12 protein-coding genes are annotated in these 12354 nt (G+C 50.6%); 6 read left to right on the top strand and 6 right to left on the bottom strand.

Translation table 11 applies throughout. The features are described 5' to 3' along the window. The first annotated feature begins 149 nt into the window (after positions 1–149). Positions 150–1478, top strand: a complete 1329-nt coding sequence (locus ACTS3T_RS15345) for a glutamine synthetase family protein (protein WP_377966056.1) — start codon at positions 150–152, stop codon at positions 1476–1478. A gap of 147 nt (positions 1479–1625) precedes the next feature. Here the strand turns inward: ACTS3T_RS15345 and ACTS3T_RS15340 are convergent, their stop codons facing one another. The 3 genes from ACTS3T_RS15340 to ACTS3T_RS15330 form a co-directional block, all read right to left on the bottom strand. Next, positions 1626–2564 carry a glycosyltransferase family 2 protein gene (locus tag ACTS3T_RS15340; protein ID WP_377966058.1) on the bottom strand — a complete coding sequence of 313 codons (939 nt, stop codon included), beginning with the start codon at positions 2562–2564 and terminating at the stop codon, positions 1626–1628. 39 nt (positions 2565–2603) lie between these two features. Further along, on the bottom strand, positions 2604–3899 hold the full coding sequence (gene codB / locus ACTS3T_RS15335; protein WP_377966060.1) for a cytosine permease: 1296 nt from the start codon (positions 3897–3899) through the stop codon (positions 2604–2606). A gap of 108 nt (positions 3900–4007) precedes the next feature. Continuing rightward, positions 4008–4292, bottom strand: coding sequence for a hypothetical protein (locus ACTS3T_RS15330; protein ID WP_377966062.1), 285 nt, complete (start codon positions 4290–4292; stop codon positions 4008–4010). A gap of 416 nt (positions 4293–4708) precedes the next feature. On the opposite strand from ACTS3T_RS15330, the gene ACTS3T_RS15325 reads away from it, so the two are divergent. Next, positions 4709–4930: a hypothetical protein gene (locus tag ACTS3T_RS15325; protein ID WP_377966064.1), complete on the top strand. Its 222-nt coding sequence runs from the start codon at positions 4709–4711 to the stop codon at positions 4928–4930. 66 nt (positions 4931–4996) lie between these two features. Here the strand turns inward: ACTS3T_RS15325 and ACTS3T_RS15320 are convergent, their stop codons facing one another. Together ACTS3T_RS15320 and ACTS3T_RS15315 are read right to left on the bottom strand one after the other, a co-directional pair. Next, complete coding sequence (locus tag ACTS3T_RS15320; protein WP_377966066.1) at positions 4997–6244, bottom strand: hypothetical protein; 1248 nt, start codon at positions 6242–6244, stop codon at positions 4997–4999. Between the two features lie 70 nt (positions 6245–6314). After that, entirely contained in the window at positions 6315–6776 is a 462-nt protein-coding gene (locus ACTS3T_RS15315) for a hypothetical protein (RefSeq protein ID WP_377966068.1), read from the bottom strand. A gap of 398 nt (positions 6777–7174) precedes the next feature. Between ACTS3T_RS15315 and ACTS3T_RS15310 the strand changes: the two genes are divergently transcribed. Beyond that, positions 7175–9172: an amylo-alpha-1,6-glucosidase gene (locus tag ACTS3T_RS15310; RefSeq protein ID WP_377966070.1), complete on the top strand. Its 1998-nt coding sequence runs from the start codon at positions 7175–7177 to the stop codon at positions 9170–9172. 174 nt (positions 9173–9346) lie between these two features. Next, positions 9347–9625 (top strand): hypothetical protein, encoded by a 279-nt coding sequence (locus tag ACTS3T_RS15305; protein ID WP_377966072.1) that lies wholly within the window; start codon positions 9347–9349, stop codon positions 9623–9625. Positions 9626–9808: 183 nt separating this feature from the next. On the opposite strand, the gene ACTS3T_RS15300 is transcribed toward ACTS3T_RS15305, so the two are convergent. Continuing rightward, entirely contained in the window at positions 9809–9958 is a 150-nt protein-coding gene (locus ACTS3T_RS15300; RefSeq protein WP_377966074.1) for a hypothetical protein, read from the bottom strand. 83 nt (positions 9959–10041) lie between these two features. On the opposite strand from ACTS3T_RS15300, the gene ACTS3T_RS15295 reads away from it, so the two are divergent. Both ACTS3T_RS15295 and ACTS3T_RS15290 read left to right on the top strand, forming a co-directional pair. Next, a complete protein-coding gene (locus tag ACTS3T_RS15295) occupies positions 10042–10911 on the top strand; it encodes an ABC transporter permease (RefSeq protein WP_377966076.1) in 870 nt (289 codons plus the stop codon). Between the two features lie 313 nt (positions 10912–11224). Beyond that, complete coding sequence (locus ACTS3T_RS15290) at positions 11225–12223, top strand: sugar transferase (RefSeq protein WP_377966078.1); 999 nt, start codon at positions 11225–11227, stop codon at positions 12221–12223. The last annotated feature ends 131 nt before the right edge of the window (positions 12224–12354 follow it).

Genomic DNA, 12354 nt, shown 5'->3' with positions numbered 1-12354 from the left:
TCTTTAGGTCAGTTCAGCTTGCGAAGCCGCCAACGTTGACCTCGGTTTAAACAAAGAGCAATAACCTAGCTTTTCAGGCTGGCCTCAACCGTCTAAGCCAGCCAGAAGCGCTAAGATTTGGCCAGAGTTTAAGCAGCAGGTAGCCAGAAATGCCAGAGATCTCGCCAGCGTTTTTAGCCGATCAAGGAGTCCGGTTTGTGCGGGTGTTGTGGTGTGACAATGGCAACGTTATTCGCGCTAAAGCCATTCACGTCGGAGCCTTGACGCAACACTGGCACAAGGGAGTCGGGCTTTCAGTTGCTCAGCAGGCGGTTCCGGTGATGGTTGATGCGCCAGCAGCCGACAGCGGCTTAGGCCCTGTGGGCGAAGTCTGGTTGGTTCCAGATGAGCCGACTTTAACAGTGCTGCCCTATGCGCCTAGCCATGCGCGGGTTCTCGGCAATATGATGCAAGCCGGACAGCCTTGGCCTTGGTGCCCTCGCAACTTTTTGCGCCGTATGGTGCAGGCAGCGGCTGACTTAGACTTACAAGTTCAGGCCGCCTTCGAAAATGAGTTTTATCTATTAAAACAAACAGGCGATCGCCCCTTGCCAGCTGACGAAACCCCGTTTGCCGCTAGTTTGGCAATAGATTTACACCAGCCCGTGATTGATGCGATCGCCGATGCCCTCATTGCCCAAAATATCGCTGTAGAGCAGTACTATCCTGAATCTGGCCCCGGTCAGCAAGAGATTTCTGTTCGCTATGCCTCTGCCCTGGCAGCGGCTGATCAGCAAATTGCTTTTCGCGAAACTGTTCGCGCCATCGCTCGCCAGCACCATTTAATGGCTTCCTTTTTGCCTAAAGTATTTGAAAACTCAGCGGGCAGTGGTTGTCATCTGCACTTGAGTCTCTGGCAGGAGGGCAACAATATTCTCCCCAACGGCCAAGGAGCGCTATCCGACGTTGCCCAAGCCTTTATTGCTGGCATTCTCCGGCATCTACCTGCCTTAATGCTGCTAACGGCTCCTAGCACCAACTCTTACCGCCGACTGCGGCCTCATTTATGGAGCGGCGCTTTTCGGGCTTGGGGCTATGACAACCGCGAAGCAGCTATTCGCGTACCCACCAATCCGGCTGAGCCAAGTCCTACCCATTTTGAGCTAAAGACGGTGGATGGATCTGCCAACCCCTATTTAGCCTTGGGATCGGTGATCGCCGCTGGCTTGGAGGGGGTGCGGCAAAAGCTTTCTCCCCCGCATCCAGTCGAGGTTGATCCAGGTTTAATGCCTGAGGCCGAGCAAATTCGGCGCGGCATCGATCGCTTACCGACCCACTTAAAACTCGCGATCGAGCACTTTCGTCAAGATACCTGCCTGATGGCTGCCTTAGGCGAACCCTTAGCCCAAACCTATTTAGCCGTGCGACAAGCCGAGTGGGAGGCCATGCATAGCCTCAGCTTTGACGAGGAAGTGAAGCTACTGCTGGATCGGTATTAGTGATTGCTCAAGGCAGCAGACGTTAAAAAAGCTTTTCTGGCAGCGGCTTTGATCGCCAAAGGCAAATTGGCCAGAAGCAGCGGCGATCGCCGACGTTTGCTACAGGGGGTAACGGCGGGTTAGCTAATACCCGCTTAGCGCCCCTCTTTAGGACGACTGGGCTTCTCGATAAGCGGCGTAAACGCCCTGAACGTTGTACCAGTTGAGAAAAATGCGGGCAATTTCTAACGCGAGTTGCGGTTTACCATGGTTGATGAGCCAGCGCAGCAGGGGAGCCATTGTGCGCTCGTTTAAAGCCCCACCCAGCGTTAGCCCACCCCATAAAATTCGGTGTAGCCAGGTCATCTGAATCATCAGCCGAACATCCCAAGTAGGGTGCTTTTGATAAAACAGTACGCCCATGCGACCGCGTTGAATTTCTTTATCAATCAGACTAGGGATTTGATCGAGGGTAAAGGGGGGGTGCCAGTGGTACCCTACCGCTTCCGGGCAGCTAATCAGCTTCAGACCCAACTGTTTTAGCCGCACCCCCAACTCTAGGTCTTCCCAACCATAGAGCTGAAAACGGGTGTCAAACAGTCCGGCTTTTTCTAACCACTGGCGGGCGATCGCTACATTGCCAGTCGCAAAATAGGCTCGTGAGTAATCGGTAATCTTAAACGGTTCAGCCGTAGGCGTCTCAAAATTACAGGTATTGATAACGGTACCGTAGGTAAAAACGCGATCGCTACCCGTTGCTTGCAAACCGCGTTGTAGAGCATCCGCATGAGCTTGTAAGAAGCCTGCTAGCACCACCAAATCGCTATCAATAAAAATAATGTAATCGCCCTTGGCCTTCTCAACGCCTAAATTTCTGGCAGCGGCTGGGCCGAGGTGAGTCTGCTCAAACAAGCGGACATGGGGAAAGGCAGCGGCGTGGGTTTGCAGCCAGGTTACCGTACCGTCTGTAGAACCATCATCCACCACCACAATTTCATAGCCTGTGACTGCACTTTGCGGTGCTAAAGTCTGATGCTCCATAGCCCGCAGGCATTTTTCTAAAATTGGCTTGCGGTTGTAGGTGGGAATGACAACGCTAAAGAACATGACTCATTTACGGAGGGCATACCGATTCTAGCGGAAAGGCTAGACAACGCGATCGCGAATTGGCTGCGGCACTACTTTTATCAGCACGGCATACAGCACAGCCGCGCTGACAATGCCGTTGACCGGAGCTACCCCCCAGTCGTAAACACCACTCAGATAAGCGATCGCAGAACTAATTGCATAGGCAATCATGCCAGCCCAATTAAATTCAGGCAGTCGAGCCGAGAGCGAAGGAAAATGACCGCGATGGCGAAGCCAAAAATCAACCATAATAATGCCGCCCACCGGGGGGATCACCGTTCCCAAAAAAATTAGGTACGTTGGCAGCAAGTCATAAATACCGGAAAGCGTTAAAACCAGCGCTAAGGTTGCCCCACCTAAAACAAACGCATGGCGCTTAGACGTGCGAAACATATTAGCGCCAGCTACCGAAAAGGCATAGATGGTGTTATCTTGCGTCGTCCAAACATTGAGAATCAGCAGTATTAAGCCACCCGCCAAAATGCCTTGAGTAGCCATGGCTTGAATGAGATCTTGGGTGCCGTATACCAGCGTAGAAAAAGCCCCAGCAAACACCAGCAGCCCGTTGACCAAGAAAAAGGCGGACAGCGTCGCCCAAACCGCATTTTTGCCGGAGTTAGCGAAGCGACTCCAATTGGTCGATTGTGTCCCCCCCGAAATAAAAGTCCCCATCACAATGGCCAGAGCAGCCCCAAAACTCAGTTCTCCCGTGGGGGTGGCCACCTGGGCAGCATCAAAATCGCGAGCCGCTAGAACCAGACTCACCACAACCAAAATCAGCATCGCAGGCACTGCTAGCCGACTGAGCCAATCAATAGCCCGGTAGCCAATATAGGCCGTAGCGCAAAAGCCATAGTTAAAAATCAGCACCAAAAGGCCATAGAGCCAAGGACTATCAGGCAGATTGAGCAGCTCTACCAAGACTTGAACCACAACGGCTGTCGCAAATGCGTACCAGCCGATTTGGGTAAACCCCATGACGAAATCTACCCAGCGTGAGCCAATATCCCCGAAACTAAAGCGAGCCATTAAAACCGTCGTTAAACCGCTTTTAGCCGCAATGTAACCCAAAGCAGCGCAATAAAGACCCAAAAGGGCATTGCCCAGCAAAATCACGCTGAGGATGCCCGAAAAGCTAAAAGCAGGGCCAATAGCACCGCCAGCAAACAGCGTTGTGGAAGTAAGCGCAAACCCTATGAGCAAAAGCGTTAGCGACCAGATTGGTTTACGCGCCTCGGTGGGAACGGCACTCAGGGGATAGTCTTGACCTGCTTGCGTGCGATCGACCAACTGAGCGTCTACGGTATACGTCATCGTGCAGTGCGTCCTTATCCTAAGTAAGCTTGTTTACTTAATAAGGCGCTTCCCCAATGGCGACAGTATCGTAGGTGACGAGGAATCTATTCAGGTTGGAACTTAACGCTAAGAAGGTTTGGTGAGCTGCCGATCCGGACAAGGAGAGGGGGACTGCCAGCCATAAGGATGCATGGCGCAAACCAGCAGGTGGCGACTCTCTTTGCTGGTACCGTAGCTGACGCCGTGATAGTTGAGACAGCCCAGGCAGGCTTTGGGCCGAGAAGAACCTGATTCAGTAAAACCCACTTGCGATCGCAAAATTTGTAGCTTACTTTGCAGCCGATGCCACTGAGCGTACCTTTTTTTTCTTAACAGGTAATTGGCTTTACTAAACACTTCGTCGGCATTCATTGTGGCTTCGCTCCCTGGCCTTGTAGTTCTAGCGTAACCAGGATTTGAGCGATCGCATAGAGCAGCTTCATGGGGGCAAAAATTTGCTCACAGACTGAGAACCTTGCGGAACCAAGCGATCGCCCTACCGACCCAAATCTGAAAACAGATATACCCCTTGAGAAAACTTAATTAATTGTTAACAGATATCTAGGCTGAGGATGTTTTGCTATATTCGGACACAGTTTAGGTCAGGGCTAGCTGAAGCTAAGTGAATGGCGGTTGACGTTTTCTCTAAAAATCAGCCGCTTCAGGCTCAATTTCACCCAAACTTAATGGGTTTGGATGGTTTATCCAAAAAATGGTTAACTTTCAGGAATTAGTCTGTGTTCCTCTGAATTAAGTCAAGAACATACCCATTTACTACTGAGATAGCGATGTTCGAACCGATTGCAGCAGGCATTGTCGCATTCGTATTGTTTGTCTGGTCTGTCGAAATGCTGGGCGGGGGCGAAAAACAAGGGAAACCCGGTTGGCTACCCTTGCCAACCTGGCTATTTAGCAAACCCAAAAAGCCACCTGCGACCGAAGAAGCCTTTGGCAAAGCCTTTAAAGCCATCATCAAAGAAGCAATCAACGATGCTAAAGGTGGCAAATAGAGTATGCGGCGGCTCCAGCCCCAAGCAGCCTCAAATATCAGGTTCAGCGCTGAAGCTTCATCAGCCTCAAGGTTTGCCAACACTGGCAATAGCCTGCTCTAGCTGAGCAAGCAAGGTTTGAAACTCTGCTTCAGTCTGTAGCCCCTTAACTTCGATCGCCTGAGTCTGATCTGCAATCAGCAGCATTGGCTCAGGCGATCGCAAATATAAGAGTGTGTCCACCTCAGCGGTTTTAAGCTGAGCCATTTGGCGGCGATTGAGGCAAAAAGACAGCCGTTTGGCATTGATATAGAAATGCTCTTCCTGACTAATTTCTAGCCCTTTCCCCAAAACTAAGCCAAAAGCGATCGCCACCTCTAACCAATCGAGCCACTCTGGGCTAAGCCCTCTCAAGGAGGGTAAGAAAATCACTACTGGCGAATTGGCTTGTAGCCAGATCTGATGCAGCAGTTCGCCTGTTTGCGCCATAAACTTGGTCGTCAGAACGACAAAAAGTAAAAATCCTGACTGTTGCAGCGCTTCTTTCAGCATGCGCCAAGCACTACCCAAATTCCAGCGGACGAAAATATGCCACTGCTGCTGCTGCTGCCGTTGATGAATAGTATTAGCGCTCTGCTGCGGTTGCAGCCGCGTCTGAGTGGTTAATGGCTCTGCCGCATATCTGCTTTGGCCTTGACTATGGGCAAAAATAACGGGGATATCGTGTAGATAGTGAGCCAGCTTGCGGGCTGCTTTCAAAGCGGTTAGCGCCGATTGTTTCTCAAAAACGAGGTACTGAGTGCGATCGCGTAAGACAATATTTCCCTGCCAGATATAAGTCAACGTTTCTTTAAAGGCACCCCCGCGAACCTGCTGCCGTTTGATCAAAATATAATCTACTTGCGATCGCCGAAACTTGGCTTGCTCAGCAGTTTGCTGACGCCTCTGCACAACAACTTCGAGTTCGTCGTCTGCCTTCTCAGCCACGGCAACTTGCTGGTAAGTTTGTCCGCAAAAGTACTGCTGCTTAGCAAAACCAACGTCAAACCACCACAACAATCCGAAGCCAATAAAAAGCCAGTGGTCAAAATCTCGCAGATAGTAAAACAGCAAAGATAAAACGGCAAAAATCAGCAAAAGCAGCAAACTGGTGAGTGTGTTGCTGTAGCGTCGTCCTTTTACCAACTCATCCCACATCAGCCCTAAAAGCAGGTCGTAAGCCAACTGAAAAACTCGTTTGACCTGAACTAAAGGCCAAATAAACTGAGCATAGGGCTGGCGTTCTAGCTGATACAGCCGCCCTTGCAAAATGGGTTTAGAAGAGGGGGCAGACATGAGGTGGGTGCCAAGACTTATGCTTAAGTTGCCCGCTAACTAGCGATCGCCTGACGACTGGCCAAAACTATTAAGCTTCTTTGAGAGTCAGCTTCACCTGAGCCGGGTCAAGCCTTAGCTGCAAATGGGTGCCGTAAGTAATATCAGGAATTTTTGGAGCCAGCACCTCAATCAAAGAAGCGGGTTGAAAATGCCGGACTTTAGTTTCGGGATGAGGATAGTAAACCAAGCCGCTGTAGACGTTTTCCGCAAAACTAAGCTGGCAATCGCAAAATGAAAAAGTTTCAGGCGGACACAGTTCCGTCCAGCGAACATGGGGAAACTGATAGGCCGGTGATTTCAGCGCTAAGTGATAGGGAGCAATCGAGAGGTTGAGCGTCGCCGGATGGTAAACGCTAATATCGAGGCCCCGTTCTTGAAAAGCTGGCGTTTGCAGCGCAATAGTACCGGCTGGATAAGGGCTATCAGTAGCCGCTCCAGAGGCAACCTGGTGTCCAGCAATGACAACCCCTTCAACCTGCAACCAGTTCATAGCTCAGCCATAGCGATTAGTCAAAAGATCCGGAAAGAGATGGCTTGACTTTGAAGCCAAATTTATTGGCAAAGCCAGTCTTTTATATTTTCTCAGAAATCTACCTATGGCTTACACCGCAGAAAGTATTCGGAGCCGCCGTCGCAATCGTTTGCGGCAAAAATCAGCCTATCGTCCCCCCAGCAATGGCAAGCCTGAACGCTTAGACTCTGGGGGAGGACGTTAAATCTTCACGGGCAGATCTCGTTACGCTCATACATTCACCGTAGGGTAGAGACTAGACGGAGATGATGAGCTGTCACGGCTAAAGGTCGCTCTGCTGGCTTAACAGCATTGGCGCTGCCAGCTAGTCGCACGCGTCTCTGACAACAGTTGACGACTAGATAGGTTTAGCAGCCATGACAATTGAATTTGGCCGAGAGATCTGTGGTTATCTACCAGCCGCAGAACGACGCGAGTGGTTGGTGACTAATGGCATAGGTGGCTATGCGGCTGGCACTGTGGCAGGGCTACTGACGCGACGTTACCACGGCCTTTTGGTAGCGGCGCTGAAGCCGCCTCTAGGTCGTACCTTGTTAGTGACCAAGGCCGATGAAACCATCCTTTATGACGGTCGCTTGTATCCGCTCTATGTCAATCGCTGGGGAGACGGTAGCCTTAATCCCCGTGGCGATCGCTTACTAGAAAGCTTTCATTTAGAAGGTACGCTTCCAGTTTGGCGATTTGCCTGTGGGGATGCTTTGCTCGACAAGCAAATCTGGATGCCACCAGGGGAAAATACAACCTATGTCCGCTATTGCTTACATCGAGCCAGTCAGCCCCTCACCCTATCGCTAAAAGTACTGGTAAACTACCGCGACTATCACGGAGATACGCAGGCCAAAGGCTGGCAGATGGCGATCGCACCTGTTTCTCATGGGCTAAGAATTCAAGCCTTCGCTACAGCCGTCCCCTTCTACCTCTTCTGCGATCGCGCTCATCTACAACCGACTCACCAATGGCACTATCGCTTTGACTTGGCTTTAGAGCGCTACCGGGGCTTGCGCGATCAAGAAGATCATTTACAGGTGGCAACAGTTGAGGTGCTTTTAGCGCCAAACGAGTCAATCACGCTCATTGCCAGTACGGCAGCCAATGCCTGCTTAGAAGCTGAAGCTGTTTTGGCTCAGCGTCGCACATACGAACAAAACCTCATTGATCGCTGGCAGAGCAGCTCATCGTCGAGCGCTCAATCAGCCCCGGATTGGATTGGTCAACTGGTGCTATCGGCGGATCAGTTTATCGTTGAGCGCTCGGCTGATAGCCCTGGTAGCGGCCAAACCCTAATCGCTGGCTATCCTTGGTTTGGGGATTGGGGACGCGACACAATGATTAGCTTACCCGGTCTGACGCTAACCACCGGACGCCCAGACGTAGCCGCAGCCATTTTGAGAACGTTTGCTCGCTATATCGATCAAGGCATGTTACCCAACCGCTTTCCCGATAGAGGAGAAACACCCGAATACAATACCGTTGATGCAACCCTTTGGTATTTTGAAGCGGTACGGCTTTACTACGAAGCAACGGCAGATGCGGCACTGCTTGAGCAGATCTTTCCGGTGCTGGCTGAAATTATTGACTGGCATTGCCGGGGCACACGCTACAACATCCATTTGGATACTGACGGTTTACTCTACGCTGGAGAAGAGGGTGTCCAGCTCACCTGGATGGACGCCAAGGTGGACGATTGGGTGGTTACGCCACGTATCGGTAAGCCAGTAGAAATCAACGCCCTGTGGTACAGCGCTGTGCAAACAATGGTTCAATTTGCCCAGGCTCTAGGCCAGCCAGCCAAAGATTATGCGGCGATCGCCACGCGTATTCAAGCCCAGTTCAACCGCTTTTGGCACGAATCTGGTGGGCACTGCTACGACTTGATTGATGGCCCTGATGGCGACGATGCCAGCCTCCGCCCCAATCAAATTTTTGCAGTGGCACTGCCGCTAGCAGCCGGACGCCATGTTCCCCCATTGTTAACAGCGGCTCGGCAGAAGCAGGTTGTTGATGCTTGTGGACGAGCTTTATTGACTTCCTACGGCCTGCGATCGCTGGCCCCCCATCACGCTAACTATCACGGACAATATGGCGGCGATCGCTATCAGCGAGATGGCGCTTACCACCAGGGTACTGTTTGGGGTTGGCTACTCGGACCTTTTGCCCTGGCTCACTTCAACGTATACGGCGATCGCCAGCAGGCACGAACTTTTTTAGAGCCAATGGCTCATCACCTGCATGACCACGGGATAGGTAGCCTGAGTGAAATTTTTGACGGCGATCCACCTTTTACTCCACGCGGTTGCCCCGCCCAGGCTTGGAGCGTAGCTGAGGTTTTGCGGGCTTGGTCTGCTTTAACCTAAGTATCTGGTTCAATCAGCTCGGCAAAACCTACAGAATACTTAGACGACTAGCAGCATATTCCAACACATAGGTAAGGTAAAAATACTTAAGCAAAAAATCCGTACTGATGCTGATAGGGCTTGAAGATATGGCTGTGCCAAACTCGTAGTGTTGTTGCATGGACTTGGTTGCAAATGTTACTTTACTTTACGCCTGCGTTGCTAACCTTTACAGTCGCATCTCAGGCGCTCTTAGCCGACGAAGAGTCCAAGTTTCAAGTTTCTAGCTGGATGTTTTTGGTTGCGATCGCTGTGTTGTGGCCAGTAACGCTGCCTTGCATTGTGCGAAAAAAGCTCAGCCAGCGATTCGCTAAGGTAGAAGAACAGGTTGAATATATGTGGATTCGGGTATCTGACAGCTCAGATCAAGCGTTTTTGTCAAGCGTAGATGAATGCTTGGAATGCAGCCAGTAGGCAAGCCTTGCTGGTGTTGAGCGATTGCCGCTACATTTGATAAATTTCGCCACTATCGGAATGAATGTCGTCAACCAGGCAGGCTGACGAGTTTGGCTAGCAACTTAAATATCTCAGCGAGAAAGCTTGGGGTTGCTACGACTTGCCTGGAGCGTTAGCTTTTAAGAGTCGTCTGGAAGAGAGCTAGCGGCTGTAAATTGTATAGCGGTAGCCGCTAGCGTTGAGACACTTCAATTGCTGCGAACTGTTGACAGAAAACCTTTCATTTTGTTTTCTGCCTTTAGCAATAGCGCCTGCGGCAATGCCTGCCAACAGGGCAATTGATAGAGACATCTCGGTTAAACCCAAGCCAAACTCAGGGCTAGGAAGCTGGTAAACCAGAAGGCGCTACCAGAAACACTATATCGATGGAGTTTATGAAACTGGAGTCACCTAAGCCCCCTAGCCCCCAAAACGGGCGATCGCCAGCAGCTTCTCCCCCCATCCTTTCCCTATTTAAAAAAATCACTTCGCCTGATGTGATCGCGCCCGTCGGGGTTGGCATCTGTGTTTTGCTGATTTGGGAAACCGTTGTGCAGGTAATGCAAATTCCGGCTTACCTGTTGCCGGGGCCGTTTTTGGTGCTGCAAACGCTGATTGCCGAATGGCCTCAGCTCTTTCCATCCCTGCTGATAACGCTGCAAATTACCGTCGTGGCTTTTATAGCAGCCGTTATTTCAGGTCTATTCATTGCTGTCCTATTTACCCAAAGTAAATGGATTGAGCGCAGCCTGTTTCCCTATGCTGTTGTTTTACAAACAACGCCTATTGTGGCGATCGCGCCGATTATTATCATCTGGTTCAAAAACAACACCTTCGCGGCTTTGGTAGTTTGTGCCTGGATTGTTGCTTTTTTCCCCATCGTTTCAAATACCACTTTAGGCTTAAACAGCGCCGATCATTCACTGCAAAACCTGTTTGAGCTTTATGGCGCTAATCGCTGGCAAACGCTATGGTACCTGCGATTGCCCAGTGCTATGCCCTATTTCCTCGGCGGTTTGCGTATCAGTGGCGGTTTGGCGTTAATTGGGGCTGTGGTTGCTGAATTTGTTGCGGGTACTGGGGGAGCCCGTTCGGGCATTGCCTATCAAATTTTGATGTCAAGCTACAACCTGCAAATTCCCCGTATGTTTGCCGCCCTACTGCTGACGACCGGGTTAGGCATCATCACGTTTGTCGGCCTGACGCTGTTGTCGGACAGCTTGCTAAGCCACTGGCACGAAAGTGCAACTAGTCGGGAAAACTAAGCTCGATCGGATTCAAAAGGCCAATAGCTTGTTGGCTCGTTGGGCAATTCAGGTTTTATAAAGATTCGTCAGGCGATCGCCGCAGCTTCAGTAAACTTGCTGATCCAGCTTTTCCGGTCGGTGGCTAAAACCTTGCCTAAAAGTTTGACTCTGAGTAAAACTTAGGTAAAGATACCGCCCCTTTTGGCCAGAAGAATCTGATTCAATGCACTTTAGAGACAGCCTGTGTAGTCTTATCGGCTATTCAGTAAGTGTTTTAACCTGATCTAGCTAGCATTCAGCCAACCCGTTTTACTTTATCTTCAAGACGCCAATGACTCATGTAACCAACCCAATGGACTATCAGCTCCATGTCCAGGGGTCAGCGTGCATTATTCGGCTACCCGTCTCCTTTACTGTCCTCAAAGCAGCGGCCTTCAAAAAATGGTTTCAAACGCTGCCTGAGCAATATCCTCAAACAGAGCAGATGGTGCTTGATCTTAGTGAAACGACATTTATTGATAGCAGTGGCATTGGGGCTTTGGTAATTTGCCGACGGCTTTGTCAAGCCCACAACAGTCGGTTAATTTTGAGGGACGTTTCAGCCCAAGTCATGATGGCCTTATCCGTTACCGATCTGGGCCAAATTTTCACCATAGAGAGCAGCGCTCCTCTGCAAAGCAAGCCTATATCTCTTCCTGCCTCTAGTCAGCTTCTAGCGACTCATCCTTCGGTGACATCGCGGGCCAAGCGGCTAATGGATATTGTAGGGGCGATCGTGGGTTTAGGGATTACAGCAGTCTTGTTTGTTCCCATTGCGATCGCCATCAAGCTAGACAACAACGGCCCAATTTTCTTCGGCCAGGTGCGCTGTTCCTGGATGGGGAAGCGATTTCGTATCTGGAAGTTTCGCTCGATGGTGACGAACGCGGAAGCGCTCAAGCATCAGGTCAAAAATCAGTTAGAAGGCCCTTTATTCAAAAACGAAAACGACCCGCGCATCACTCGGGTTGGTCGGTTTTTGCGCAAGACGAGCTTAGATGAGCTACCTCAGTTCTGGAATGTGCTGAAAGGAGAAATGAGTTTGGTCGGTACGCGCCCGCCCACACCAGATGAGTTAGAAAATTACGAAGTTCCAGAATGGCAGCGTTTAGATGTTAAACCAGGCATGACGGGAGAATGGCAGGTCAACGGCAGATCTAGCATCAAAAAATTTGAAGACGTCATTCGTCTGGATTTGCGCTATCAGGAAAACTGGAGCTTGCTGTACGATGTCAAGCTGATTTTGAAGACAGTTTTGGTTTTGTTTTCTAAAAAAGCAGGGGCTTCCTAACAGCCAAATCTTTTTGCTCCATCCAAACCAATACGCCAGAGGTTGTCCCTTTAGCGTACTGGCTTGAACCAGATCTCAACAGCAGTCAAGCTGGCTGGCGGTTACAGGCAGTTATAGCTATAAGCACCAGC

The organism is Almyronema sp. (assembly GCF_052168255.1).
GTDB classification, from domain to species: Bacteria; Cyanobacteriota; Cyanobacteriia; order Phormidesmidales; family Phormidesmidaceae; genus Sphaerothrix; species Sphaerothrix epifaneia.
The sequence above is the reverse complement of the archived record's forward strand: the minus strand, read 5'-3'. Positions and strand labels throughout refer to the sequence as shown.